This window comes from Micromonospora sp. U56 (genome assembly GCF_018070095.1).
Classification (GTDB): domain Bacteria; phylum Actinomycetota; class Actinomycetes; order Mycobacteriales; family Micromonosporaceae; genus Micromonospora; species Micromonospora purpureochromogenes.
This window is the reverse complement of record NZ_JAGPYL010000056.1, coordinates 17,156-42,513: the sequence shown is the minus strand read 5'-3', so window position 1 is coordinate 42,513 and position 25,358 is coordinate 17,156. Positions and strand designations below refer to the sequence as shown.

Genomic DNA, 25,358 nt, shown 5'->3' with positions numbered 1-25,358 from the left:
CTGTCCCGCTACGCCTACAAGAGCCTCGGCGTCGACCGCAAGAGCTACCTCGCCACCCTCACCATCGACATCCTCGCAGGCCAACCCGCATTGACAGACCAGGCCGATCCTTAACTTCACGGCCTTGGCCTAAAGGCCCTGCACAGGGCGACAACGACGGCACTCTCGAGGAGACGCGCCGGCCACCGCGGTGACCATGCCGTACCACCGGCCCCATAGCCCTTACGCTACGAGCAGGCCCAGCGCGGACCAGGTTGGAGAGAGCATGGCCGAGTACCTGCCCAGCATCTACACGCAGTTTCTCGAACGCTTTCCGGAGATTGCCGACGCGCAAGGCGCGCTTGCTCGCGCAGTACGTGAGCGCAATCAGTTCGATGATCGAACCGACCGGCTCATCACGCTCGCCCTCGCCATCGGCGCGGAGGCGGAAGGCGCCGTTCGTTCCAAGGTTCGCAAGGCGTTAGCACACGGCGCCACTCTCGAGCAGGTCCGCGCGGTCGCGCTGAACGCGATCACGACCTGCGGATTCCCGACGGCCATCGCCGCCCTGGCGTGGATCGAGGACGTCGCCACGGCACCGCCGCCCGGTCACGAGGACGACGGCGCGTCGGCCTGACGCCGGACCTGTGCCTGTCGTACGGCGGCGGGCGCGGGCGGGGCGGTGGGCGCCGGTCCGCGGCGCCGGCGGTAGACGACGTAGGGGCGCCACACGTAGGCGATCGGGGCGGACCAGACGTGGACGAGGCGGGTGAAGGGCCACAGGGCGAGGAAGACGAACCCGCCGAGAGCGTGCAGTTGGTAGACCAGCGGTGCGTCGGTCATCAGCTCACTCTGCGGGTGCAGCCAGAAGATGCTGCGGAACCACACCGCGATGGTCTCGCGGTAGTCGTACCCGCCACCGAGCAGGTTGGTGGCGACGGTGGCGGTCATCCCGAGGACCACCATGGCAGCCAACGCCGTGTAGAGGACCTTGTCCATCGTGGTGGTGACGCGCCGGATCCGGCGGTTGACGATGCGGCGGGCGATCAACAGCGTGAGCCCGGCGACGAGCATCGTGCCGGTCAGCGTGCCGCCCCAGACCGCGGTGACGTGGTAGAGGTGCTCGGATATGCCGACCGCCTCGGTGACCGTGGCGGGCACGAGGAGGCCGACGGCGTGTCCGCCGACGACGCCGAGCGCCCCGAGATGGAACAGTGGCGAGCCGAGGCGCAGGAGGCGGTTTTCGAGCAACTGGCTGGTGTGGGTGGTCCAGCCGAACTGGTCGTGTCGCCACCGCCATACGTGACCGACCACGAACACCGTCAGGCACAGGTACGGCAGGACGATCCAGAGAAAGGTGGTCATCGCGGGGCCTCCGGCGCGCGGCAGGTGGGGTAGGGGGCCAGGGCAGCGCCGTTGGGCGCGTGCGGGTCGGGACTGTACGGATCCATGCCGACGGCCTCGACCGGTGGACCGTCGAAGGCGAGCGCGGCGATGGCTTCGCGGTCGGAGTCGGTGAGTTCGGGCAGGACGTAGGTGACCGCGTCGAGGATCAGCCGGTAGGGGGTGCCGAGGTCGGTGAGCGCGGCGCGGAGCAGTTCGATGCCGCGCCGGTGCTGACGCAGCGGGGCCTCTCCGTCACCAGGACCGACGGCGGCGGCGAATTCGAGGACGACAGGTAGCAGGTCGGGTAGCTCGCCGTCGGCCAGGCGGAGCCCGTGTGCCCGGTAGCGCTGCTTGAGGATCAGCAGGGCCATTCCGCGCTTGCGGGTGTCGCCGTGCAGGTAGTAGGTGAGGTAGAGGCCGGAGCGGCGGCGCAGGTCGAACGTCTGAACGTAGTGCTGCTGCACCTCGATCGGTTCAGTCCCGCGCAGCCAGGTGAGGAACTCGTCGAACAGCCGTCGGAGGTGCGGGTGTTCGATCCGCGCGGCGGCCGCCGACAGGGTGTCACCAGCCTCCACCAGGTCGCTGTCCGGATAGGTCAGCAGCAGCGCGGCGAGCTGGAACAGCTTCGCGCGTTCGGCGGCCGGGACGGAACGGGAGTGGACGGCGGCGGTGGGGGCGGTCATGATCCGCTCCGAAGTGGGTTGATCGACAGGCCGACGCGGCCGTCGCGGCGCCGGGCCATCAGTCCGCGCTGGCCGGGGTGCACGCCGGAATCGCCCTCGACGAGGTGGAACTGTTCCACGGTGGCGGCGGTCCGGTCGCCGCCCATGCCGGGGCCTCCCTCGCAGTCGAGGGAGCAGTCGCCCTGCGCGGCGGCCTGCGCCTCAAGTGCGGCGGCGTCCTTGTCGTAGGCGGTGGGGATGACGTACCGCTCGTCGTACTTGGCGATCGCCAGCAGTCGGTACATGGCCTCGACCTGGTCGGCGGTCATGTCGATGCTGTCGAGCAGGTCCTGGGCGACGGTGCCGTCCAGGGTGCGGACCCGCATGTAGGAGCGCATGGTGGCGAGCTTCATCAGCACCCCGGCGACGGCGTCGGCGTCCCCGGCCGTGAACAGCTCGGCCAGGTACTCGACGGGGATGCGTAGGTCGCGGATGGTGTGGAAGACATCGTCGGCGTCGGTGTCGTCGCGACCGGCCGCGCCGACCGCGTCGAGGACCGGGGAGAGCGGCGGCACGTACCACACCATGGGCAGGGTGCGGTACTCCGGGTGCAGCGGTAGGGCGATGCGGTACTCGCTGATGAGTCGCCACACGGGTGAGCGCTGCGCCGCGTCGATCCATTCGTCCGGCATGCCAGCGTCGCGAGCGGCCTGCTGCACGGCCGGGTCGTGCGGGTCGAGGAAGACGCCACGCTGGGCGTCGAGCAGGTCGTGTTCGTCGGGGACCGATGCGGCGGCGCCGACGGAGTCCTCGTCGTACAGGACGATGCCGAGGTAGCGGAGTCGCCCGACGCACGTCTCCGAGCAGATCGTGGGTTGGCCGGCCTCGATCCGAGGGAAGCAGAAGGTGCACTTCTCGGCCTTGCCGGTGGCGTGGTTCACGTACACCTTCTTGTAGGGGCACGCGGAGACGCACATCCGCCAGCCGCGGCACCTGTCCTGGTCGACGAGGACGATGCCGTCCTCGTCGCGCTTGTACATGGCGCCGGAGGGGCAGGCGGACACGCAGGCCGGGTTGAGGCAGTGCTCGCAGATGCGCGGCAGGTGGAACATGAAGGTCTTCTCGAACTCGAACTTGACCTTCGCGGCGGCGTCGGCGGGCATGCGAGCGATGTTGGGGTCCTGACCGGCGTGTTCGTGGGCGCCGCCGAGGCTGTCCTCCCAGTTCGCGCCCCATTGCACGGACATGGGTTCTCCGGTCAGGGCCGAGTACGGCCGCTTGACCGGGGTGTCGGTGAGTCCTGCGGGGGCGCTGACGAGGATGTCCTTGTCGAACGTGGCGGGCTCGTAGTAGTCGTCGATCGAGGGGAGGTCGGGGTTGGCGAACAGTCTGGTGAGCCGCTTGATCCGTCCGCCGGAGCGCAGGGTCAGGCGGCCCTTGCTGTCCAGTCGCCAGCCGCCGTGCCAGCGGTCCTGGTCCTCGTAACCCTTGGGATAGCCGATGCCCGGCTTGGTCTCGACGTTGTTGAACCACACGTACTCGGTGCCTTCGCGGTTGGTCCACGTCTGCTTGCACGTCACGGAGCAGGTGTGGCAACCGATGCACTTGTCGAGGTTCATCACCATGGCGACCTGCGCGCGGATCCTCATCAGTACTCCACTTCCTGGGCGCGGCGGCGGATGACGGTGATCTCGTCGCGTTGGCTGCCGATCGGTCCGTAGTAGTTGAAGGCGTAGGTGAGCTGGGCGTGCCCGCCGGCCAGGTGGGTCGGCTTCACCAGCAGCCGAGTCAACGAGTTGTGGTAGCCACCGCGCCGCCCCGTCTTCTCGGCCTTCGGAACGTTGACGGTGCGTTCCGGCGAGTGGTACTGGAACACGGTGCCCTCCGGCATGCGGTGGCTGACCACGGCGCGCGCGACCACGATGCCGTTGCGGTTGTGCGCCTCGATCCACTCGTTGTCCTTGACGCCGATCTTGGCAGCGTCCTCGACGCTCATCCAGATGACGGGCCCGCCGCGCGACAGGGCGAGCATGAGTTCGTTGTCGTGGTACATCGAGTGGATCGACCACTTGGCGTGCGGGGTCAGGAACCGGACCGTCACACCGCCGTCGACGAGTTCTCCTGGCTTACCGAAGTGGCGGGCCATGTTCAACGGCGGGCGGAAGGCCGGCAGCTGCTCACCCAGTTCGGCGATCCAGTCGTGTTCGATGAAGAAGTGCTGCCGGCCGGTGAGCGTGTGCCAGGGCTTGGACCGTTCGACGTTGAGGGTGAACGGTGAGTAGCGCCGTCCGCCCTTCTCCGAGCCGGACCACTCCGGGCTGGTGAACACCGGCTGTGGCGCTGACTGGGTATCCGGGAAGGAGATCTGGTCGTTCTCGTGGCCTTCGATCAGGTCGCGGAACGGTTGGCCGGTGCGCTCCTCGAGGGCGGCGAAACCGGCGGCGGCGACCCTGCCGTTCGTGGTGCCGGACAGCGCCAGGATCGCCTCGCACATCCGGTCGGCGGTGGCCAGGGAGGGCCGCCCGGCGAACGGACCGTCGGCGATGACGCCGTTTTCGTGGCGCAGGTACTCCAATTCCGGACCGACGTCCACGGTGAGCGCCTTGGTGGTGGTGCCGAGGGTGTCCAGCAGCGGGCCCACGGCCCGCATCTTGGCCCCGATGAGGGTGTAGTCGCGTTCGATCTCGATGAGCTTGGGCATGGTGCGGCCGGGCAGCGGCTCGCACTCGGCGGCTCTCCAGTCGCGGACCCGTCCGCCCGGCATCGCCAGTTCGTCAGGTGTGTCGTGCTGCAGCGGCGCGGCCAGCACGTCGCGGCGGACACCGAGGTGGGTGCCAGCAAGCTCGCTCACCCGGTCGGCCAGCGCGAGGAAGGCGTCGTAGTCGGTGTGCACGTCGGCCGGGGGCTCGACTGCTGGACTGAACGCGTGCACGAACGGGTGCATGTCGGTCGTGGAGATGTCGTGCTTCTCGTACCAGGTGGCGGCGGGCAGGACCAGATCGGCGTGCAGGCCGGTGTTGGTCATGCGGAAGTCGATCGCGGTGAGCAGGTCGAGCTTGCCGGTCGGGGCCTCCTCCCGCCAGGTGACGTCTCGGGGCCGGTGGTCGGGGTCGCACTCCTCGGCGCTGGCCAGGGAGTCCACGCCGAGCAGGTGCCGCATGAAGTACTCGTTGCCCTTGCCCGAGGAGCCGAGCAGGTTGGCCCGCCACAGGGTGAGGCACCGGGGGAAGTTGGCGGGGTCGTCGGGGTCCTCGGCCACGCCCTTGAGCCGGCCGGCCTTGAGTTCGGTGACAATGTGGTCCTGGACGGAGCGGCCGGCCGCGGCCGCCTCGTCGCTGAGGTCGAGAGGGTTGCGGTTGAACGCCGGGTGACCGGGGCTCCAGCCCATCCGCTGCGCCGCGGCGACCGTGTCGGCGAAGGCCATGCCGGCGAACCGGCCGGTCCCCAACGGCGAGGACAGCTCGTCGGCGGGCACCCGCTCGTAGCGCCACTGGTCGGTGTGCAGGTACCAGAACGGGGTGCTGGCCTGGTGGCGCGTCGGCCGCTGCCAGTCGAAGGCGAACGACAGGTGCTGCTGGCCGGTCAGCGGCCGGGCCTTCTCCTGCCCGACGTAGTGCGCCCAGCCGCCACCGTTGACACCCTGGCAGCCGGTCAGGGTGACCAGCGCGATGAACGCCCGGTAGGTCATGTCGGAGTGGAACCACTGGTTGGTGCCGGCGCCGAGCACGATCAGCGAGCGGCCCCGGCTGCGTTCGGCGTTGCGCGCGAACTCCCGGCCGATGCGGGCGGCCACCGCGGCCGGCACCCCGGTGATGCGTTCCTGCCAGGCCGGCGTGCTCGGCTCGTCGGGATCGTCGTAGCCGGTCGGCCAACTGCCCGGCAGCTCGCCACGGCGCACGCCGAACTGGGCCATGAGCAGGTCGAACACGGACGTGACAAGGTGCTCGCCCACCCGCATGACCGGCACACCCCGGCGCATGGTGGACCCGCCCTCGGTGTCTCCGATGTCGAACCGGGCCAGGTCGACCTCCACCGTGTCATCCGTGTGGTCGAGCAGTCCCAGCGTGGGCAGCACCTCCCCGAGGTCCAGATTCCACCGGCCTGCGCCCTGCTCGCCGTAGCGGAACCCCAGCGACCCGTTCGGGACGACCGGCTGGCCGGTACGCGAATCGATCAGCACCGTCTTGTGCGCCGCCGCCGGGTCGCTGTCGCCGAGGTCGCTTGCGGTGAGGAACCGGTCGGCGGCCCACCCGCCGTCGCCGCTTCGCCGCAGGGTGACGAGGAACGGGAGGTCGGTGAACCTGCGGACGTAGTCGGTGAAGTAGGGCACCTGCCGGTCGCGGAAGAACTCGGTGAGGACGACGTGGCCCATCGCCATGGCGAGGGCGCCGTCGGTACCGGGGTGGGGCGCCAGCCAGTCGTCGGCGAACTTGACGTTGTCGGCGTAGTCCGGGCTCACCGCGACGACCTTGGTGCCGCGGTAGCGGGCCTCGGCGAGGAAGTGCGCGTCCGGGGTCCGGGTCACCGGAATGTTGGAGCCCCACATCATCAGGTAGGTGGCGTTCCACCAGTCGCCTGCCTCGGGGACGTCGGTCTGGTCCCCCCAGATCTGCGGCGAGGCGATCGGCAGGTCGGCGTACCAGTCGTAGAAGCTCAGCAGGGTGCCACCCAGCAGCGAGTGGTACCGGGTGCCGGCGGCGAACGACGCCATGGACATTGCCGGGATCGGCGAGAACCCGACGACCCGGTCCGGCCCGTACGTCTTGGTCGTGTAGACGTGCGCGGCGGCCATCATGGTGATCGCCTCGTCCCAACTGGCGCGGACAAAACCTCCGCGGCCTCGCTGGCTCTTGTACGCCCGCGCCTTCTCCGGGTTCTCGACGATGTCGGCCCAGGCGAGGACCGGGTCGCCGAGGCGCTGGAGCCCCGCACGGAACATGTTCACCAGCGCCGCCCGGACGTAGGGGTGACGGACCCGCGATGGTGAGTACTCGTACCAGGAGAACGAGGCGCCGCGCGGGCAGCCGCGGGGTTCGTAATCGGGCGCGTCCGGCCCGGTCGTCGGGTAGTCGGTGGCCTGGTGCTCCCAGGTGATGAGCCCGTCCTTCACGAACACGTTCCAGGAACACGAGCCGGTGCAGTTGACGCCATGTGTGGAGCGGACCACCCGGTCGTAGCGCCACCGGTCGCGGTAGAAGGTGTCCCACTCGTTGCTGTCGACCTGGTGCAGGGTGCGCCCGTGGTCCCCGACGGTTTCCTTGGTCAGGAGACGGCGTGCCGCCAGCAGCGGCGCCATGCCGGGCACCGCGTCCGTCGAGGGGGTGGTGATGTCCTGCCTTGGGCGTGGTGACACGGTTGTTGCTCCTTCATGAGTGGCACGGCGTCCGCGCAGATGTCACGCCGGGCCGCATCTCCGACCGTCTTCCAGCTTTCGCGGAAATTGCGGGTGAGTCAGGTGCCGGCCGTCCCGGATCGCAAGGACCAAGGTCCCGAACCGGCCACGTCACTGCCACCGGGGTAGGTGAGGGACGCCGCCCCTCGGTGGACCGCACCGTCGCGGGCGACGGGCGTCAGCTGCTGGCTGCGGCAGGCCGTGCACCCGCACCGCCTGCGCGTTTGGCGAGTCCCGCCATCTTGACCGCGGTGAAGACGGCAGCGGCCAGTGCGACGTCGGAGAGCAGCATCAGGCCGATGCTGTACGAGCCCTGCTCGCCGTAGACCCACCCCATCAGCAGCGGCGGAACAAATCCGCCGAGGCCGCCGGCCGCCCCGACCAGTCCGGTGACCGCCCCGACCTGTTCGGCGGGTGCGACCTTGCCGACCAGGGCGAACACCGCACCGCTGGCGGCACCGAGCAGGGCCGCCATTCCGAGCAGGGCGACGGTGGCCACCGGCATGAGGGCCGGCTCGAAGGACTGTACGACGGCGACGACCGCCACCAGGGCGAAGCACCAGACCAGCACCGGGACCGGGTGCAGCCGGTCGGACAGCCAGCCACCGACCGGGCGAGCGGCCACGGCGAGCACCACGAAGCCGGCGGTGCGCAGCGCTCCATCGGTGGGGTTCAGGTGGTAGGTCGTACGCAGGTAGGCGGGCAGGTAGACGCTGAACGCCACGAAGCCGCCGAAGCCAACGGCGTAGAGGAAGCACAACTGCCAGGTGACGCTGAGCCGGCCGACGTCCACGAGCCGACGCCACGGCGAGGCGGTGGGACGGGTGCGCCCGGGCGCGTCCCGCAGCAGCAGGAAGGACAACCCGGCGTATCCGGCGAGAACCGCGGCGACGAGCAGGAAAGGTGCCGAGTCGCCGAAGGCGTCGGCCAGCGGGACGGTGGTGAAGTTCGCGATCGCCGTGCCGCCCATCCCGACGCCGAACACGCCGATGGCGAATCCGCGCCGGGCCGGCGGATACCAGCCGGAGACGTGCGGGACGCCGACGGCGAATGTGGTGCCGCCGATGCCGAGGAAGAAGCCGGTGACGATCAGGGCCGTGTACGAGGAGACCATGGTGAGGGTCAGCACCGGCACGATGGTGGCAACGGTCACGAGTGGGAACACCGCGCGGGCGCCGTACCGGTCGGTGAGGGCTCCCACCGGGATCCGGCCGAGGGAACCCACCACGACCGGCACCGCGACGAGCAGCGACTGGGCGGCGAAACTCAAGTCCAGCCGTTCCTTGATGCCCGGGCCGAGCGGCCCCAGCAGTGCCCACGCCCAGAAGTTGACCAGGAATCCCAGGGTCGCTACGGCGAGCTGAAGGGTGGCGCCGGCGGCGCGACCGGGTTGTTGAGCCGTCCGGATCTGCGTCGGCTGGCGGTCGCTGGTCATGATCATCGCTTTTCTCCCTGGACAAGACCTCAGTGAGGACTCGGAAGAGGATTGGTGCTGTCCGCTTCCCCAGACGAGCGTGGTGCACCGGAACGTGATCGGTCAGGGCCGGAGGTCCCGGCGGGATGGGGGCGCCGGGCCTGCTACCGCCCCCCGGGACGCAGCGGCCGCACTCGCTCGCACCGCAAAACCATGACCGACCACGGCCATTGGTCTCCCAGGGGTCGGGACCTCCGGTGCTGCCGCTGTCCGGATCCGCCGGGTCAACCTCAACCATGATCTCGGTAGGCCGCCCGGCACGGGGTGCCGCTGACGGTGGTGGTGCTGCGCAACGACCGGTACGGCGTGCTCGAGGACTACTGCGAGTTCCTGGGGGTGACCGGCGTTTCCGGCCTGCGGGTGCCCGGCATCGATGCCGTGTCGGCGGGCCCGCCGGAACCCACTGGTGAGGCGACTGTGGTGGAGTCCGCCGCTGAATCCGCTCGACGCGTCCGACCGGCCGTGCCCGACGTACGGACCAACCCGTTGTCTACTCCTGTTCTGGATGCTCCAGCGCGGCTCAACTCGCGGCATGCCGATCATGACGAGGCGGACCTGGCCAGGCTGCTGCCGGTGGTGACCAACGCCGCCCGCACCGCCCGGATTCAGGCCGGGACAGGGCCGACTGCCTGCGGGAGCGTGAAAACCGGCGATCCGGGGACCTGAGTCCCGTTCGGCTTCGGGACCTGGGCCTCTGCGCGGCTGCCTAACGGGCGGGCAGGGTGGTCGACATGACCGCACTTGTGCTCGCCGCCACAGGAGCACTGCTCCTCGCCGCCGGTCCCTTCATGATCGCCCAGGGCATCCGTGGCCGGCTCACCGTCACCCACGAGCTGACCACGCAGCGGATAGCGTTCCCGCCTCGTGGCCTGCCCGCTCCGCTCACCCGGTACGCCGACGCCTCGGTACGCACCGGGACGCAGGCCCGTGCCTACTCCGACCTGATCGCTCAGCACGTGGCCCAGGCCACCGGCGGCCGCACGTACTCGCAGATCGCCCAGGAATACATGACGAATGGGCGCGACGACGAGCGGCTCAAGCAGCTCCGGCAGACCGCCTTCATGGGGGAGACGCTGCGCGGAGCCCTGCTCGGGGCGTACCAGGCGTGGCAGGTAAGCGCGTTGGTGATCGGGCTCGGCGGCATCGTCGTGCTGGTGGGGGCGGCGTTCCTCGCCCTGGCGGCGCACCTGTCGTGACCGGGTGACGGGGATACCGGACGACTGGTGGCGGACGGTGGAGCGTCCGCCACCAGTCAGGTCAGACCTCGTCAGGGGAGGAGAGCGCACCGACCGCGGGTGAGCAGCACCGCCCGCAGGTTGAACACCGCGGCTTCCACGCTGATCAGCAGCTGTCGACCCTGCCGGCCGCCGGCCGGGCGTCTCAAGGCCTCGTGCTGTGCGATTCGCACCTTGGGCGACCCGGCCAATGGCACGGGCCGTCGGGACCTTTGGCCCTGTCCCGCCGCTCGTCGGGTTTTGATGATGCGAGCATGGCGTCGCGGAATCTGCGGGAACTCTCCGCCGAGGAGTGCCTCACACTTCTCGGCAGCGTCTCCCTGGGCCGGATCGTGTTTACGGACAAGGCGCTGCCGGCGATCCGGCCAGTCAATCACATCCTCGACGACGGATCCGTGATCATCCGTAGCCATCTGGGCGGCGGTCTGGCCTCGGCGGTGGACTCGGGCCGGGGCGTGGTGGTGGCGTACGAGGCGGACATGATCGACCCGGTCGAGCGGCTGGGCTGGAGCGTCGTGGTCACCGGCTTCGCGCGCCTGCTGGCCGACTCGCGCGAGGTGGCCCGGTACGGGCGGGCGCTGCAACCATGGGTCTCGATGGCCATGGACTGCGTGATCCGCATCGAGCCACACATCGTGGTCGGCTACCGGCTGGTCGACGCGGGCGAGGCGGTCAGCACACAGTGACGCTGGACCCGCTGGAGTACGTGGCCGAGGGCCTCACCAACCGCGAGATCGCCGGCAAGATGTTTCTCGCGGAGAAGACAGTGAAGAACTACGTGTCGAGCATGCTGGCGAAGCTCGGCCTGGAGCGCCGCACTCAGGCCGCCGTGCTCGCCGCTCGCCTCCTCGGCAGGACCCACTGACCGGATCTCGGTCGCGCCCGTCGTCGCCGGCGCCCGCTGCGCCGCCAAGATCATGCTTCAACCCGGATGCAGTGGCCTCCGGCTCGCCGCGAGGCCAGTGCATCCTGGAATAGCACGCAGGGCGCGGGCGTCAGTCGTTCAGCGGCACGCGCCAGTGCAGTCGGGTGCCGTGCGGGGCGACCGGCTGCACCTCGAGGGTGCCGCTGTGGCGTTCGGCGCGTTCGCGGAGGTTGACCAGGCCGCCGCGGGCGGCGGCCGGGTCGCAGCCGACCCCGTCGTCGGTGACGGTCACCGACACCTGGCCGGCGTCCACGCGGACGGCGACAGCGACGTGGTGCACCTGGGCGTGGCGTACCGCGTTGGACAGCGCCTCCCGCAGCACGGCGGTGAGGTCGGGGCGGACCTCGTCGGGGACGGCGCTGTCGGTCTGCCCGGTCAGCTCCAGGGTGGGTCGGTAGCCGAGCGACTCGGCGGCGACCTCGACGGCCTCCCGGATCTCCGTGCGCAGCGCCGCGCTCATCGGCGTCCGCAGCTCGAAGATGGTGCGGCGGATGTCCTTGATCGTGGCGTCCAGGTCGTCGACCGGTGCCGCCACCTCACCACGCCCTGGCCGTCCCGGTCCACGACCAGCCGCAGGTGGTGCAGGTGCCTTCGGACAGGGCCAGCTCGGTCTCGTCGTCGGTGTCAGCGAACCGGTCGCCACGGATGATCGGGGTCGGTGGGTGTGGCCCGGTCACCGGCGACGCGGATGCCGTAGGCGGGAGCGGCTGCTCCACCGGGCACCGGACCGAGGTAGGTGTGGCCGGTCAGGTGGCACCAGGCGGGCAGGTCCAGTGGTGCGGCCGGGTCGGTGGTGAGTAGGTGGATGACGGTGCCGGGCGTGACGGCCCGGATCAGGGCCCGTAGCTCCAGCAGCAGCCGTACGCAGCCGCGGTCGCCGCCGTCGAGCACGACGGGCGGTTCGGCAGGCGGCATGGCATCTCCTGTGGCGGGGTGCGGAGGGGACGGGTCGTCAGGCTGGTTGGTAGTGGGTGCTCCAGGTGGCGCCGCCGTCGGTGCTGGCGATGATCCGTTCCCCGGCGACGGCCAGGTAGAGCTTCGCGCCGTGGCGGGTCAGCGCATGCGGAGGTGCGTCGGCGTCACCACGCCGCTGCCACGTGACGCCACCGTCGGACGACTGCCATACCCCGCCGTCGGCGTCGACGCCGAACAGCTCCTGGTCGGTGTCCCAGGTGAGTACCGCCAGCGACGGCGTACCGGGGAGCAGTTGCCAGCTGCGGCCCCCATCGAGGGAGCGTTGCAGGCCGTTGCGCCCGACGGCGAGGACCTCATCGGGGCGGCTGGGGCTGACCGTGAACGCGCCGATCACGGTCAGGGAGCGGTGCTCCCAGACTTGCCGGTCGGTGCTGGCCATGAAAGCGCCGTCGGTGGAGTTGTAGCCGTACAGGGTGTCGTGCGCGGCGTGCAGGCCGTGGAAGTCCGCCGCCCCGGACAGCGCGATGGTGTTCCAGGTGACGCCGCCATCGGTCGACTCGATGAGGCCGAGGTTCGCCGGGCCGCGGGCGTGCGGGTCGGGGTGGCCGGATGCGACGAAGTGCCCCGGCCCTACCGTGGTGAAGCCCATCAGGTCGGGGGCGTGCGTCGACACGCGCACCGCCGCGTCCGCTCCGTCGACGCGGTACAGGCCGTGGTGCGTGGCGGCGTGCAGGACCCCGGTTGCGGGATCGACCGCCAGGGCATGTACGTGCCCGATGTCGCCCGCCGCTGCCGTGCCGCCGACCCCGGCGTCGCCGGGTCCGGAGATCAACGTGACCACCGTGCCCGCGATGACCGCAAGTACGGTTGCCGCGACGCCCACCCAGCGGGCGCTGCCGCCGGGACGGGCGGGGCACCGAGTCGCACCTCTTCCCGCCCGCTCGCCAGTCATCGCGGCGACACCCGGAACAGCCCGCTCGCGCCCCGGGTCGCGTCGGCGAAACGGTGGCTGAGCATCGGGTAGTCGCCCGGCGCGGCGAACGTGAACTCGACGAAACCGCCCTGCGCGGGCGCGAGGTCGAGAACCTGGGCGCCGCCGCGGGTGGCGTCCGGTCGCAGCACGTACGTGCCCTCCTTGAACACCGTGTCGAAGACGGTGCCGACGACGTGGAACGCCGACGATGCCGACGGCCCGGCATCGACGACCCAGACCCGCGTGCGGAAACCGGCCGTGATCGTCAGTGGCGCGAACCGGTACTGACCGGCGTAGCCATTGAATACCACCGCGTCGTACTCCGCCCGGTAGAGCTTGCCCACCTTGGCCAGGCCGTCCCGGGGGCCGAGCGCCAACTCCGACTGTACGATGACGAACTCCTGATCCACCGGCGGCAGCCCAGCAGGATCGATGATGATCGCGCCGAACATGCCGTTGCCGACGTGGTGCACGGCCGGGGCGCTGCCGCAGTGGTAAAGGAACGCGCCAGCCCGCTCGGCGGTGAAGCGGTAGGTGAGCCGCTCACCCGGTGCGATCGTGCGCATCTGCACCATCGGGGCGACCTGCGAGGCGTGAAAATCGACCGAGTGCCCGGTGGAGCCGTCGTTGACGAGCGTGACCACGAAACGGTCACCGACCCGGCCGCGCAGCGTAGGGCCGGGCACGGCGCCGTTGTACGTCCACGCCCGCTGCCGCACTCCCGGCGCCACCTCCAGCACCGTCTCCCGGACGGTGAGGGTGATCCGATGCTCGCCTCCGGCCGGCGCCGGCGCCAGGACCGCTTCGCGGGCCCGGAAGCCGGCCGCGGGCACGGCTGCCGGGTCGTAGACGGCCGGCTCGCCGTGGGTGCCTTCGTGGCTGCTGTGGTCGTGGCCGTCCTCGGTCCCGAGCTCGGGGTCTGCCGATGCCGTGCCGTGGCCGGAACGGGCGACTGAATGCTGCTCGGTCGCAGTCCACGCGCCTGCGCCGTAGGCTGCGCCGAGCAGCAGCACGAGCGCGAGTCCGACGGCTGCCACCCTGCCCGGGCCGCGCAGTCTCCGCAGCCCATCCGGCATCTCCTGCTTTGTCACCCGTCCACCCTGCGTGGGCCTTCGGTGGTGCGGCAAGAGGCCCCACGACACCATCTGCGGGCACAAGGTCTCTACCGTTGCGGACTTTCGCTGCGACCCGCGCCTCAACCAGTGCTACCGGCACCTGTCGACGGATGGCTGGTCGCAGGCCGTCCCGCCGGGAAGGCGGCGTTACGAGGCGCCGGCACAACACAGCGGCGACGTGACCTCCGCTCAACCGGCCGAGGCCTGCCGCCGGGACTTGGACACCTGCCCTGCGGGAGTTGGGGAATCCGCGATGCCGGCTTGAAGACCCGGCCCGCCGATCGGGCCGCGGGCAGAGCCGGAGGCCCGCATCGGCAGGGGGAGGCCGGCCGGTCAGACGGGCTGCCGGCCGGGCCGGGGCTATCACAGGGCGAGCAGAGCCACCCTGTCACCGCGCTGCCATCGGGAGGGAACGACGGCGAAGGCGTCGGCAGTAGCGGCGGCGCCCAGGTAGCCGGGATGTGCGCCCTCGACGAGCCGCAGGTGTCCGTCCCGGCGTCGTACGGGCAGGATGCGGGTGTTCCGGGCGTCCGGACGTAGTGGATCGGCCACGACCGCCGCGTCGAGCTCGGGCAGGGGTCGACCGTCAAGAGCGGCGAGCAGCGGGTCGAGCAGAGTGAGCGCGGCAACCAGCGCGGCGTAGGGGTTGCCCGGCAGCCCGACGATCCATCTCGGCCCGACCTGCGCCAGGACCTGTGGGTGCCCCGGGCGGCACGCCACGCCGTCGACGTGCACCACGGCGTGGAGGCGCCGCAACGAGGGGTGCAGTCCGTCTGCGGGGCCGACGGACGATGCCCCACAGACGATTGTCACATCGGCGTCGGTCGTGCTGTCCGAGATCGCCTCGGCGAACCAGTCGGGATGGTCGCCGACCATCCGGGAGTCCAACAGCAGCGCTCCCCAGGCTGCCAGGAGCGGGCCGAGCATCGGTCCGATGGCGTCCCGGACCCTGCCCCACCGGGGCAGACCGGTGTGGACCAGCTCGTCGCCGCTGATCACCAGCCGTACCCGGGGTCGGGCGTGGACGGTGAGCATGTCGAGTCCGACGCTGGCGGCCAGCCCCACCGTTGCCGGGGTGAGGCGTGCGCCGGCCGGTGCGATTTCCTGTCCCGGCTGGGCGTATTCACCGGCGTGGCGGATGTGCCTACGGTCGCCCGGGGTCGCGCGCACGACATCACCGGTCCGGTCGGCGGCCTCGTAGGGCACGACCCGGTCCGTGCCGTCCGGCACAGGAGCGCCGGTGGCGACCTCGACGGCGGTATGCGCGGCCAGGGGTGCGACACTGTGGACACGTCCGGCGAGAACACGGTCGACGACCCGCCACGGGCCGTCCCCGCGGACCGCGTACCCGTCCATGGCGGAATTGGTGAAGCCGGGCAGCGGAACCGCCGCACGTAGCGGAGCCGCCAGGGTCCGGCCGGTCGCGGTCGCGAGCGGCACCGACTCCGCGGGCAGAGCAGCCGGGAGCGTGTGCGCCAGCATCCGCGCGGCGGCCCACTCTGCGGCCGGGCGCGCCGCACGGTCGTGGTGACGGTGGTCCGCCGCGATGGTCATGGCGCTGCCTCGACCGCCGCCTCCGGCGGAACCAACGCGGCGACTGCGACGCGGGCGGCGGCGGGGTCGGCGCCGCGGCCGACGGCCACCCCGATGAGGTACGCGGCGAGCGGTGCCGCCGGTCGGCAGACGCCGTGCGCCACCTGTCGTACGACCTCCAGCACCGCGCGGGTGTCCTCGGGCGGCGGCGCGTCGAGGTCGAGCGCCGACGACACCTCGGCCAGCCAGTCGTCCAGTCGGGGACCGATGGTCATGTTTCTCCCCTGGGTTGGTCAGCCGCCGGCGAACGGCGGTAGCACGTCGACGGTGGCGGCCGGGGGCAGGACGGCCTCGCGGTCACGCCACTGGGTGCCGTCGACCAGGAAGCTGCACGTCCGCAGGGCTGCGCGCAGCGCGGGGTCGTGCGTGCTGCCCAGCCGTTCGAGCAGCTCGGCCAGGGTGGTGGCCCGCTGGTCCTCCTCCGATACTCCGGCGGCGGCCCGGGTGCCGCCGAAGTACCGAACCCGTACGGTGTTCACCGTCGCGAGCGGCTGCGGTCGCCGCGCGGGTGGGCAGCTTCGGCGGTCCCTCCCAGCCGGGCCGGATCGGCCGCCAGCAGCGCCCGTTGTGCCCTCTCGGTTGCTCGCGACATACGCCTCGTCCCCTCGGTCGATCTGTGATCCCCACCGTCGCGCCGGTCGGGGCGCAACCGGAGCGGGCACGTCGCCATCCTGCCGGCGCAGTGCGGCGCGGAACCGGGCCGAAGGTCCCGAGATCATCTGGGCATGGTGACCCCTTCTGCCGAGGTCACCGGCGAACCGACGGGACCAGAGACCCTGTTTCTACCGGTTCGCACCGACCACCATCGTCGGTATGACCGACACGCTGGAGGCGACACATCCGGGCGCGCGACGGCGGGGGCCGGCGGCCTCGATCCGGTTGCCGAGGCAGGACGTCGGGCAGCGCCCGTTCATCGTGATCTGGGAGGCCACCCAGGCCTGCCCGTTGGCCTGCCTGCACTGCCGGGCCTCCGCCCGCCCGGCCCGCGATCCGGCGGAACTGGACACCGACGAGGCGACGGCGCTGATGGCGCAGGTCGCCGACTTCGGCCACCCGGCGCCGCTGTTCGTGGTCACCGGCGGCGACCCGTTCCAGCGGCCCGACCTGGAGACCCTGGTCCGGCGGGGAACCGAACTCGGGCTGGCTGTCTCGGTGTCCCCGTCGGGGACACCGACCCTCACCCGGGATGCCCTGGCCGGGCTTCGTGCCGCCGGCGCCCGGGCGGTCTCGCTGAGCCTGGACGCCGCCGACGCCGCCGGGCACGACGGGTTCCGGGGCGTACCCGGAGTGTGGGACCTGACCGCGAGGGCCTGGCGGGACGCGCTCGACCTGGGCCTGAAGGTCCAGATCAACACCACGGTGACCCGGCGGAACGTCGGGGACCTGCCGGACATCGCCGCCGGGGTCCGCGACCGGGGCGCGCTGCTCTGGAGCGTGTTCTTCCTGGTACCGACCGGCCGGGGCCGGGCGTTGAGCGCTCTGGACGCCGCCGAGACCGAGGACGTGCTCAACGCCCTCTACGACCTCGGCGAGGTGGTCGCGGTCAAGACGACCGAGGCGCACCACTTCCGGCGGGTGTGCCTGCAACGCGACGTGCTGGCCCGGCGTGGCGAGGACCATGTCCGGGCGCTGGGGCTGGGTCCGCTCTACCGGCGGTTGGGTGACCTGCTGCGGGAGCGTGGCCTGACCGGGCGGCCGCAGCGCACCCGGCGTCCTCCGCTGCGGGTCAGCGCCGGCAACGGCTTCGCCTTCGTCTCCCATCGGGGAGACGTGCATCCCAGCGGCTTTCTGCCCGTGCCGGCCGGCAACGTGCGCCAGCGGTCGCTGGTGGAGATCTACCGGGACTCGGAACTGTTCACCGGATTGCGGGACCCGGGGCGCCTCGGTGGGCGCTGTGGTGCCTGCGAGTTCCGGGCGGTCTGCGGCGGATCCCGGGCCCGGGCGTACGCCGTCACCGGCGACCTGTGGGCCGAGGATCCGTCCTGCGGCTATCTGCCGGGGTCGTTCCCCCGCGCGGAGGAGGGGAAGGAGTCCCTGGCCACCTGACCGCGCCGGCGTCGCGTCCGTAATTGCCGTGCGGACGGTGGGCGGCTCCGGCCCGCCGGGGAACCGGAGCCGCCCCGGCTCAGGACTGCTCCGGTCCGGTGAACAGGGGAGTGCTCAGGTACCGCTCGCCGGTGTCGGGCAGCACGACCACCACCGTCGCCCCGGCGTGCTCCGGCCGCGCCGCCACCTGCATCGCGGCGTGCAGGGCGGCACCGCTGGAAACGCCGGCCAGCAGCCCTTCGGCGCGGGCGAGCCGACGGGCCGTGGCCCGGGCCTGCTCCGCGTCGACCCGGACGACCAGGTCGTAGACGGTCGGGTCGAGCACCTCGGGGACGAAGCCGGCACCGATGCCCTGGATGCCGTGCGGCGCCGGTTGACCGCCGGAGAGGACCGGAGACTCGGCCGGCTCCACCGCCACCGTCCACACGCCCGGCTTCCTGGCCTTGAGTACCTGGCCGACGCCGGTGAGCGTGCCGCCGGTGCCGACGCCGGCGACCAGGATGTCGACCCTTCCTTCGGTGTCGGCCCAGATCTCCTCCGCCGTGGTCCGGCGGTGGATCTCCGGGTTGGCTGGATTGTCGAACTGCCGCGGCAGGAATGCCCGATCGGCGTCCGCGATCTCCCAGGCCCGGCGGACCGCGCCGGCCATGCCCTCGGCCGCCGGGGTGAGCACGATCCGCGCCCCGTACGCGGCCAGCAGCGCCCGCCGCTCCACGCTCATGCTCTCCGGCATCGTGAGGATCACCCGGTAGCCGCGGACGGCGCCGACCAGGGCCAGCCCGACACCGGTGTTGCCGCTGGTCGCCTCGACGATCGTCCCGCCCGGGGCCAGTTCGCCGCTGGCCTCCGCCGCCTCGACCAGCGCGAGGGCCAGCCGGTCCTTCACGCTGCCGCCCGGGTTGGCCGACTCCAGCTTGCCGAGCAGGGTGACCGGCAGCTCCGCCGCCAGCCGGTCCAGCCGCACCAGCGGGGTACGGCCGATCAGGGCCGTCACGTCGGGATGGATCATCAGGTTCTCCTCGCTCCGGGCCGGGTGTCCGGCCGTCGGGTGGTGGACGGTGCCGCCCGCGGGGCGTGCAGCCGCGCGCCGGGCGGCACGTCATCCAGGACCAGGCAGTGCGCCCCGACGCGGGCGTCGTCACCGACCCGTACCGGGCCGAGCACCGAGGCGCCCACGCCGAGCACGACCCGGTGGCCGATGGTGGGGTGGCGGCGGCTTCCCTCGCCGTCGAGCCACCAGCCGCGGCCTCCCAGCGTCACCCGGTGGTAGATGGTCACGTCGTCGCCGACGCGGGCGGTCTCCCCGATCACCACGGCCGCGCCGTGGTCGATGAACAGGCGGCGGCCGATGACCGCCCCGGGGTGGATCTCGACGCCGGTCAGCAGGCGGGTGAGCTGGCTGAGCGCCCGGGGCAGTAGGGGCAGCCCCCAGCGGTGCAGCCGGTGGGCGATCCGATGGCTCCACACCGCCCAGAGGCCGGGGTAGAGCAGCGCCTCCACGATCCGGGCGCCGCGCAGGGCAGGGTCGCGGCGGTACGCCGCGCGGATGTCGTCGAGCATGGGGGTGTTCCCGGGGGCAGGGGCCGGTGCCGCGGCGACCGGCCGGTCGGGCAGGACCGGCATACGGCCAGTCCGGCTGGCGGCCGCGGGCCGGGGCGGGACAGGCCGAGGTCAGGCCGTGCGACAGCGCTCGTCGAAGACGCCCCGGACGTGCGCACCTGCCATCGGTACCGCGAAGCGGCAGCCGGCCAGCCGGTACCGTCCGATCCCGGACGGGGGCCGCGGGCGGCGGGGACGGCGGGTCACCGGGCGCTCCCGGCGGCCGGCGTGATGCGGTCCCAGGCGGGGATCGGCAGCGCGATCACCGCGGCGGGAAAGAGGCCATGCTCTTCGTTGTCGATGTGCCGGCGCAGCCGGCCGAGGGCGGCGAGCACCGCGGGCCAGTCCGGGGCCGCGCGGTCGATGTGGCCCAGCACGCCGTGGATGTCCCGGTGCTCGGCGCAGAGGCGGGCGACGGCGTCGGCGAGGCTGCCCTCGGCGCGCAGTTCGGCGAAGAGGCCGTCCTCCTCGATGGCGGTGTGCGGCAGCAGCAGGGCCAACAGGTCGTCCAGCGCCACCAGAGCGTCGTCGGGGTGGTCGCCGACGATGGCCGCGCGCAGCCGGCCGGCGGCGTTGGCGATCGTCTCGTGCTCGGCCGAGAGCTGGCCGATCAGCGGGAACTCCCGGCAGCCGCAGTAGTTGCACATCGCCGCCACCTCTCACACCGTCTGGTCTTGATCCATGCTGCCCCCGGACAACCGGCCGGAGCAGGGCCGAAGGACCCGGGGAGCCGGGACGGCGGGCCCTGATCCCGCCGTCCCGGCGGCGGCAGACTGGGTCAGACGGTGACCGGCTGGCGGGACAGCCGGATCTGCCACGCGTCCGGGCCGTCCTGGAGCCACTCGGCGAGCATGCCGCCCTCGTAGCGGGCCTCGATCTCGGCCAGCAACGGCCGGGGTGCATGCGGTGCGACCAGCACCAGCGCTCCACCGGCCGGCAGCGCGTCCAGGGCCGCCAACACCATCGCGTGGCGCTGGCCGTGGGGCAACTGCCGGACGTCGAGCCGCGGGTCGATGCTCAGCGTCGGCGCCGGGGCGTCCGCCGGCCCCCGGTCACCGCCGCACCCGCAGGTCCCGCCGCAGCCACCCGCCGTCGAGTCCGAGGAGCCGAGCAGATCGTGCAGTCCGTCCACCAGCGTCGCCAGCGAGACATCGGCGGCGTCGACCAGCAGCGGAACGATCAGAGTGTTCTCCTTGCCGAGGTGCGCCGCGAAGAGGACGGCGAGGGCGCGGGCCGCGGCGGCGACGTCCACGGGGCGGGTGGCGGCGGTGAGCTCCCCGACGAGCCGCGTGATCATCTGGTGTTCGTCGAGCATCCCGCGGACCAGCAGCTCACCCTCACGACGGTTACCGGCGGCCGGGTACAGCGCCGTCTCCTCGGCGTACGCGTGCGGCAACAGCTCCTCGTGCAGCCAGCCGACCAGCTCGTCGCGGGCTCGCAGGACGCCTGCCGCGTCGCCCTGCTCAGCCGCGTCGCGCACCTGGTCGGTACGCCGGTTCAAGGCGGCGGCGAGCTGGGCGTGGTGGCGGACGACGGCGTCGGCGGCGCTGCGGTCGGCGGCGGAGCGCGAGTGTGACATGAATCCTCCCGGAGTTTTCACGACGTTTGACGTTGTAACGTTATCCATCGTGGAAACCTCGAGAACAGGGCCGACCGGGGAAGTGATTGACCCCACCCGGCACCGCGCGCTGGGCACCGCGAGCCGGGCCTCGATCCTGGAGATGGTGCGGGAGGCGGGCGGTGGCATGACCATTGCCGAGGTGGGCGAGCGGACCGGTCTGCACCCGTCCACGGCGCGGAGCCACCTGGACCGGCTCGTCGACGCCGGCCTGCTGGTCAAGGCGCGGGCCAGTGGCGGGCAGCCGGGGCGACCGGCGTGGCGCTACCGGGTCGCCACCGAGCAGGCCCCGGCACCGGCGCCCTACCGGGCGCTCGCCGCGGCCCTGCTCGACCACCTCGCGCGGCGAGGCCGGGGTGACGTCCGGGCCGACGCCACCCGCGCTGGCCACGACTGGGGGCGGCACCTCGCCGCGGCGACGCCCCCCGGCGAGGACCCGATCGACACCCTGCTGGCGGTGCTGCGGGGTCTGGGCTTCAGCCCCAGCCTGAAGCAGACCGGCAACGGAACAACCGAGATCCACCTGTTCACCTGCCCGTTCCTCGAACTGGTCGGCCGCAACCCGGACGCCATCTGCGGACTGCACGTCGGCGTCGTACGCGGTGCGCTCGAGCAGGCCGGCGCCCCGCCGTCCGGCGCCGTGCTGGAGCCCTTCGGCGCGCCCACCGCCTGTGTCGTGCGCCTGTCCTTCCGACCGGACACCCTCACCTCGCCGGCATGAACGCCCGATCTGTTCCGCTGCGCTGGCGACTGCCGGTGCTGGCTTCCGGCGGGTTCTCGCTGCTGGCCGGCCTGTACTCCGCCCTGCTCCTGCTCGGCCTCCCGGTGCCCGCACCGCAACGGCCGCTGGAGCAGGTGCACGGGCCGGTGCTGGTGCTCGGCTTCGTCGGCACCCTGGTGGCGCTGGAGCGCGCGGTGGCCTTGCGCGCGCGATGGGCTCTGCTGGCACCGGCCTGCTCCGGCGCCGGGGCGATGGCCCTCGTCCTCACCGGCCCGAACCTGGCCGGCCGACTGCTGATCATGCTCGCCTCGGTGCTGCTGTTGCTCATCTACCGGCAGTTGTGGCGCCGCCAACCCGGTCCGGCCCTGCTGGCTCAGGGCCTCGGTGCGCTCGCCTGGTACGCCGCCACGCTGCTCTGGCTCGCCGGGTTCAACGTGCCGGAGATCGTCCCGTGGCTGGCCACGTTCGTGGTGGCCACCATCGCCGGAGAACGGCTCGAACTGGCCCACCTGGCCCTGCCCGCGCACGGCGTTCGCTGGTTCCTCGCCGCCCTTGCGGCGTTGACCGCCGGTGCCACCGCAGCGGCGCTCTGGCCACGCGGCGGGGCGTACCTCTTCGGGCTCGGCCTGCTGGCCACGGTGGCCTGGCTGGCGATCTACGACGTGGCCCGCCGCACGGTCCGCGGCGCCGGCCTGCCCCGTTACGTCGCGGTCGGGCTGCTCAGCGGGTACGCCTGGCTGGCGCTGGCCGGCCTGCTCTGGGCCGGGGCCGGCCCGGTCACCGCCGGTCCCCGCTACGACGCGACGCTCCACTCGGTGTTTCTGGGGTTCACCATGTCGATGATCTTCGCGCACGCCCCGGTGATCCTGCCCGCGGTGCTCCGCCGCCCGCTGCCGTACCGACCCTGGATGTACGCCCCGCTCATGCTGCTCCACGCCACCCTCGCCGCCCGCGTGCTGATCGGCGACGCGCTGGCCGTGCCGACGGTGTGGCGCTGGGCCGGCGTCGGCAACATCCTCGCGGTACTGGGCTTCCTCGGCGGTGCGGTGGCCACCGTGCTGACTGCGGGCCCGTCCGCCCGGCGGCCCGCAGTCGGCACCCCGATCGCTCCGGCGGTGCGGTGATGACCTCGCCAATGTCCACCGGTGCTCCGGGCCCCGCCGGGGAGCAGGACGCTCACCCGCCGTCGGCCACCGGCCGGGGCGCCTGGCACCGCCGGGTCGGCCTGCTGCCGCTGGCCTACTTCGCCGCGCTCGTCGTACTCGGCTTCGCCCACCCGTTCCTGCCCGCCTGGCGGTGGCTGGCCATCCACCTGCTGCTGCTCGGCGCGGTCAGCAACGCCGTCGTCGTGTGGAGCACCCACTTCGCCGTCGCGGTGCTGCGCGCCCCCACCCCGACCCGCCGCCGGAGCGAGGCCGTCCGGCTCGCCGTGCTCAACGTCGGTGTGCTGGCCGTCCTCGTCGGCGGATCGGCCGACCGGCCCTGGGTCGGTGTGGCCGGTGCGGCGCTGGTCTTCGCCGCGGTGACCGCCCACCTGGCCGGGCTCGCCCGGCGGTTGCGGTGCGCCCTGCCGGCCCGCTTCACCATCACCGTGCACTACTACCTGGCGGCGGCCGTGGCTCTGCTCGCCGGCGTACCCGTGGGCGCCTGGATGCTCGTCGCCGACGACCGCCACCATGCCCGGCTGCTGCTGTTCCACGCCCACGTCAACCTGCTCGGCTGGGTGACCCTCACCGTGCTCGGCACGCTGCTCACGCTCTGGCCCACCGTGCTGCGCACCCGCATGGCCGAAGGTGCCGTCCGGGCCGCCAGCCGGGCGCTGCCGCTCGCCGTGACCGGGCTGGTGCTGCTCGGTGCTGGTCTGCTGGCCTGGTGGCGGGTCGTCGCCGCGGCGGGACTGGGGCTGTTCGCCCTGGCCGTACTGGTGGCGCTGCGCCCGGCGCTGACCACCGCCCGGGCCCGCCCACCGTACGCCTTCGCGGGCTGGTCACTCGCCGCGGCGGCCGGTTGGCTCCTCGTCGCCCTCGCGGTCGACGCCGCCACCCTGCTGCCCGCCACCGACCCGGGACGGGCCGTCGACCACTTCGGCGCCGTCCTGGTCCCGCTGCTCGTCGGATTCGTCGCACAGGTTTTGGTCGGAGCCCTGACCCACCTGCTGCCGGTGGTCCTCGGCGGCGGACCGGGCCCGGCCCGCCGGCGCAGCGAGCTGCTGGAGCGGTACGGGCCGCAGCGCGTCGCCATGACGAACGCCGCCCTGGCCGTGTACGTGCTGCCCACTCCGCCGTTCGTCCGCATCACCACCGCACTGTTGATCCTCGCCGCGCTGGTGCAGTTCCTCGTGCCGGCCGCCCGGGTCCTGCTCACCGCCCGGAGGTAAGCCATGTCCGCGCCCCCCACCCCGGCCCGTCCGATGGGCGGGGTCGCCGTCGGTCTCGCCCTCGTCCTCGTCGCCGTCCTCGTCGGCGTGGCCGCGCAGCGCGTCACCGGTGGTGAGCCGACTACCACGGCCGCGGGCGCGGTCGCCGCGACCGGGCACACCACCACCGTCCAGGTGGTCGCGGACGGGATGCGGTTCCACCCCGACCGGATCGAGGTGCCAGCCGGGGACCGGTTGGTCATCGAGCTGACCAACCGGGACCACCGGCGGCACGACCTCGTCCTGGAGACCGGCGCGCGGAGCCCAAAGGTGGCCCAGGGCGGATCGGCCCGCCTGGACGCGGGGGTCGTCGGAGCGGCGATCCAGGGCTGGTGCTCCCTGCCCGGACATCGCCAGGCCGGCATGACTCTGGAGATCGTGCCGACGGGCGCACCGACGCCGCAGGCGCAGGCGGCAGCGCCCCACCACAGCGAAACGCCCCTCGACCCGATGGCGACACCCGCCCCGGCCTTCGCCGCCCGCGACGCCGTCGCGCCACCCACGCCGACCGGCCGGGTGCACCGCCGTGAGCTGCGCGTCAAGGAGGTGCAGCGGGAGGTCGCCCCGGGAGTGCGTCAACAGGTCTGGACGTTCGACGGCACCGTGCCCGGGCCGGTGCTGCGCGGAAAGATCGGCGACACCTTCGAGATCACCCTGGTCAACGACGGCACCCTGGACCACGGGATCGACTTCCACGCCGGCGCGGTAGCCCCGGACGAGGTGATGCGTCCACTCGACCCCGGGCAGCGGCTCACCTACCGGTTCACCGCCACCCGCGCCGGCATCTGGATGTACCACTGCTCGACCATGCCGATGCTGCACCACATCGGCAACGGCATGTACGGCGCCGTCATCATCGACCCGCCCGACCTGCCCACGGCCGACCGGGAGTACGTCCTCGTCCAGTCCGAGCTGTACCTCGGCCGCGACGACGAGCCCGGCGACCTGGCGAAGATGCAGGCGGAGCGACCTGACGCCGTCGTCTTCAACGGCTACGCCGCCCAGTACGCCCACCGGCCGCTAACTGCCCGGACCGGCGAGCGCGTCCGCGTCTGGCTGCTCGACGCCGGCCCCAACCGGGACAGCTCCTTCCATGTCGTCGGCACCCAGTTCGACACCGTCTACCGGGAGGGGCGTTGGGAGAGCCGACCAACCGACCCTGGCGGAGCCCAGGTGCTCCCGCTGACTCCGGCCGCCGGCGGCTTCGTCGAGATGGTCTTCCCCGAGCCCGGTCACTACCCGTTCGTCAGTCACGCCATGGTCGACGCCGAACGCGGCGCCCGTGGCGTCTTCGAGGTGAGGTGAATCC

General features: G+C 72.2%; 24 protein-coding genes and 2 pseudogenes. 10 read left to right on the top strand and 16 right to left on the bottom strand.

Annotated features, from left to right (window positions below; genetic code table 11):
• Positions 1 to 265 precede the first annotated feature (265 nt).
• A complete protein-coding gene (locus KBX37_RS19325) occupies positions 266 to 616 on the top strand; it encodes a carboxymuconolactone decarboxylase family protein (RefSeq protein ID WP_210777335.1) in 351 nt (116 codons plus the stop codon).
• Here KBX37_RS19325 and narI read toward each other — a convergent pair.
• The 5 genes from narI to KBX37_RS19300 form a co-directional block, all read right to left on the bottom strand.
• Positions 589 to 1,344, bottom strand: a complete 756-nt coding sequence (gene narI / locus KBX37_RS19320; protein WP_210777334.1) for a respiratory nitrate reductase subunit gamma — start codon at positions 1,342 to 1,344, stop codon at positions 589 to 591. The genes KBX37_RS19325 and narI overlap by 28 nt on opposite strands.
• On the bottom strand, positions 1,341 to 2,048 hold the full coding sequence (gene narJ / locus KBX37_RS19315) for a nitrate reductase molybdenum cofactor assembly chaperone (protein ID WP_210777333.1): 708 nt from the start codon (positions 2,046 to 2,048) through the stop codon (positions 1,341 to 1,343). Before narJ ends, narI begins: the two co-directional genes overlap by 4 nt.
• Positions 2,045 to 3,676 carry a nitrate reductase subunit beta gene (gene narH / locus KBX37_RS19310; protein WP_210777332.1) on the bottom strand — a complete coding sequence of 544 codons (1,632 nt, stop codon included), beginning with the start codon at positions 3,674 to 3,676 and terminating at the stop codon, positions 2,045 to 2,047. Before narH ends, narJ begins: the two co-directional genes overlap by 4 nt.
• The gene (locus KBX37_RS19305) at positions 3,676 to 7,323 is read right to left on the bottom strand and encodes a nitrate reductase subunit alpha (protein ID WP_210777344.1); all 3,648 of its coding nucleotides are present in this window, start codon (positions 7,321 to 7,323) and stop codon (positions 3,676 to 3,678) included. The genes narH and KBX37_RS19305 overlap by 1 nt, the downstream gene beginning before the upstream one ends.
• A 274-nt stretch (positions 7,324 to 7,597) precedes the next feature.
• A complete protein-coding gene (locus KBX37_RS19300; protein WP_210777343.1) occupies positions 7,598 to 8,854 on the bottom strand; it encodes a nitrate/nitrite transporter in 1,257 nt (418 codons plus the stop codon).
• A gap of 315 nt (positions 8,855 to 9,169) precedes the next feature.
• Between KBX37_RS19300 and KBX37_RS19295 the strand changes: the two genes are divergently transcribed.
• The 4 genes and pseudogenes from KBX37_RS19295 to KBX37_RS19280 form a co-directional block, all read left to right on the top strand.
• Positions 9,170 to 9,559 carry a hypothetical protein gene (locus KBX37_RS19295; protein ID WP_210777331.1) on the top strand — a complete coding sequence of 130 codons (390 nt, stop codon included), beginning with the start codon at positions 9,170 to 9,172 and terminating at the stop codon, positions 9,557 to 9,559.
• A gap of 65 nt (positions 9,560 to 9,624) precedes the next feature.
• On the top strand, positions 9,625 to 10,089 hold the full coding sequence (locus KBX37_RS19290) for a hypothetical protein (RefSeq protein WP_210777330.1): 465 nt from the start codon (positions 9,625 to 9,627) through the stop codon (positions 10,087 to 10,089).
• Between the two features lie 293 nt (positions 10,090 to 10,382).
• Positions 10,383 to 10,814, top strand: coding sequence for a pyridoxamine 5'-phosphate oxidase family protein (locus KBX37_RS19285; RefSeq protein ID WP_210777329.1), 432 nt, complete (start codon positions 10,383 to 10,385; stop codon positions 10,812 to 10,814).
• An 11-nt stretch (positions 10,815 to 10,825) separates the two neighbouring features.
• Positions 10,826 to 10,993 (top strand): annotated as a pseudogene (locus KBX37_RS19280) (response regulator transcription factor); the annotation flags it as partial.
• A 130-nt stretch (positions 10,994 to 11,123) separates the two neighbouring features.
• On the opposite strand, the pseudogene KBX37_RS19275 reads toward KBX37_RS19280, so the two are convergent.
• The 7 genes and pseudogenes from KBX37_RS19275 to KBX37_RS34605 form a co-directional block, all read right to left on the bottom strand.
• Positions 11,124 to 11,588 (bottom strand): annotated as a pseudogene (locus tag KBX37_RS19275) (sensor histidine kinase); the annotation flags it as partial.
• Positions 11,589 to 11,677: 89 nt separating this feature from the next.
• The gene (locus tag KBX37_RS19270) at positions 11,678 to 11,968 is read right to left on the bottom strand and encodes a sulfurtransferase TusA family protein (protein ID WP_210777328.1); all 291 of its coding nucleotides are present in this window, start codon (positions 11,966 to 11,968) and stop codon (positions 11,678 to 11,680) included.
• 37 nt (positions 11,969 to 12,005) lie between these two features.
• On the bottom strand, positions 12,006 to 12,920 hold the full coding sequence (locus KBX37_RS19265; RefSeq protein ID WP_374103799.1) for a F510_1955 family glycosylhydrolase: 915 nt from the start codon (positions 12,918 to 12,920) through the stop codon (positions 12,006 to 12,008).
• Positions 12,917 to 14,098, bottom strand: a complete 1,182-nt coding sequence (locus tag KBX37_RS19260; protein ID WP_210777326.1) for a multicopper oxidase domain-containing protein — start codon at positions 14,096 to 14,098, stop codon at positions 12,917 to 12,919. The genes KBX37_RS19265 and KBX37_RS19260 overlap by 4 nt, the downstream gene beginning before the upstream one ends.
• A gap of 321 nt (positions 14,099 to 14,419) precedes the next feature.
• On the bottom strand, positions 14,420 to 15,610 hold the full coding sequence (locus KBX37_RS19255; RefSeq protein ID WP_210777325.1) for a molybdopterin molybdotransferase MoeA: 1,191 nt from the start codon (positions 15,608 to 15,610) through the stop codon (positions 14,420 to 14,422).
• Positions 15,607 to 15,864 carry a DUF6457 domain-containing protein gene (locus KBX37_RS19250; protein WP_210777324.1) on the bottom strand — a complete coding sequence of 86 codons (258 nt, stop codon included), beginning with the start codon at positions 15,862 to 15,864 and terminating at the stop codon, positions 15,607 to 15,609. Before KBX37_RS19250 ends, KBX37_RS19255 begins: the two co-directional genes overlap by 4 nt.
• Positions 15,865 to 15,882: 18 nt before the next feature.
• Positions 15,883 to 16,128: a MoaD/ThiS family protein gene (locus KBX37_RS34605; RefSeq protein ID WP_307849127.1), complete on the bottom strand. Its 246-nt coding sequence runs from the start codon at positions 16,126 to 16,128 to the stop codon at positions 15,883 to 15,885.
• 394 nt (positions 16,129 to 16,522) lie between these two features.
• On the opposite strand from KBX37_RS34605, the gene KBX37_RS19240 reads away from it, so the two are divergent.
• A complete protein-coding gene (locus tag KBX37_RS19240) occupies positions 16,523 to 17,695 on the top strand; it encodes a TIGR04053 family radical SAM/SPASM domain-containing protein (protein ID WP_210777342.1) in 1,173 nt (390 codons plus the stop codon).
• A 79-nt stretch (positions 17,696 to 17,774) separates the two neighbouring features.
• Here KBX37_RS19240 and cysK read toward each other — a convergent pair whose 3' ends face one another.
• From cysK to KBX37_RS19220, 4 genes are all read right to left on the bottom strand, one after another.
• On the bottom strand, positions 17,775 to 18,704 hold the full coding sequence (gene cysK / locus KBX37_RS19235) for a cysteine synthase A (RefSeq protein ID WP_305798113.1): 930 nt from the start codon (positions 18,702 to 18,704) through the stop codon (positions 17,775 to 17,777).
• Positions 18,704 to 19,255 carry a serine O-acetyltransferase EpsC gene (gene epsC / locus KBX37_RS19230; protein ID WP_247658463.1) on the bottom strand — a complete coding sequence of 184 codons (552 nt, stop codon included), beginning with the start codon at positions 19,253 to 19,255 and terminating at the stop codon, positions 18,704 to 18,706. The genes cysK and epsC overlap by 1 nt, the downstream gene beginning before the upstream one ends.
• Positions 19,256 to 19,497: 242 nt before the next feature.
• Complete coding sequence (locus tag KBX37_RS19225; RefSeq protein ID WP_210777340.1) at positions 19,498 to 19,941, bottom strand: hemerythrin domain-containing protein; 444 nt, start codon at positions 19,939 to 19,941, stop codon at positions 19,498 to 19,500.
• 131 nt (positions 19,942 to 20,072) lie between these two features.
• Positions 20,073 to 20,873 carry a DUF2249 domain-containing protein gene (locus KBX37_RS19220; protein WP_210777321.1) on the bottom strand — a complete coding sequence of 267 codons (801 nt, stop codon included), beginning with the start codon at positions 20,871 to 20,873 and terminating at the stop codon, positions 20,073 to 20,075.
• Between KBX37_RS19220 and KBX37_RS19215 the strand changes: the two genes are divergently transcribed.
• The 4 genes from KBX37_RS19215 to KBX37_RS19200 are packed head-to-tail and all read left to right on the top strand — an operon-like array spanning position 20,872 to position 25,354.
• Positions 20,872 to 21,633, top strand: coding sequence for a helix-turn-helix domain-containing protein (locus tag KBX37_RS19215; protein ID WP_210777320.1), 762 nt, complete (start codon positions 20,872 to 20,874; stop codon positions 21,631 to 21,633). The two genes, KBX37_RS19220 and KBX37_RS19215, sit on opposite strands and share 2 nt — an antisense overlap.
• Entirely contained in the window at positions 21,630 to 22,757 is a 1,128-nt protein-coding gene (locus KBX37_RS19210; RefSeq protein ID WP_210777319.1) for a hypothetical protein, read from the top strand. Before KBX37_RS19215 ends, KBX37_RS19210 begins: the two co-directional genes overlap by 4 nt.
• Entirely contained in the window at positions 22,757 to 24,010 is a 1,254-nt protein-coding gene (locus KBX37_RS19205; RefSeq protein ID WP_247658461.1) for a hypothetical protein, read from the top strand. The genes KBX37_RS19210 and KBX37_RS19205 overlap by 1 nt, the downstream gene beginning before the upstream one ends.
• Before the next feature lie 3 nt (positions 24,011 to 24,013).
• Positions 24,014 to 25,354: a multicopper oxidase domain-containing protein gene (locus KBX37_RS19200; RefSeq protein WP_210777318.1), complete on the top strand. Its 1,341-nt coding sequence runs from the start codon at positions 24,014 to 24,016 to the stop codon at positions 25,352 to 25,354.
• Positions 25,355 to 25,358 lie beyond the last annotated feature (4 nt).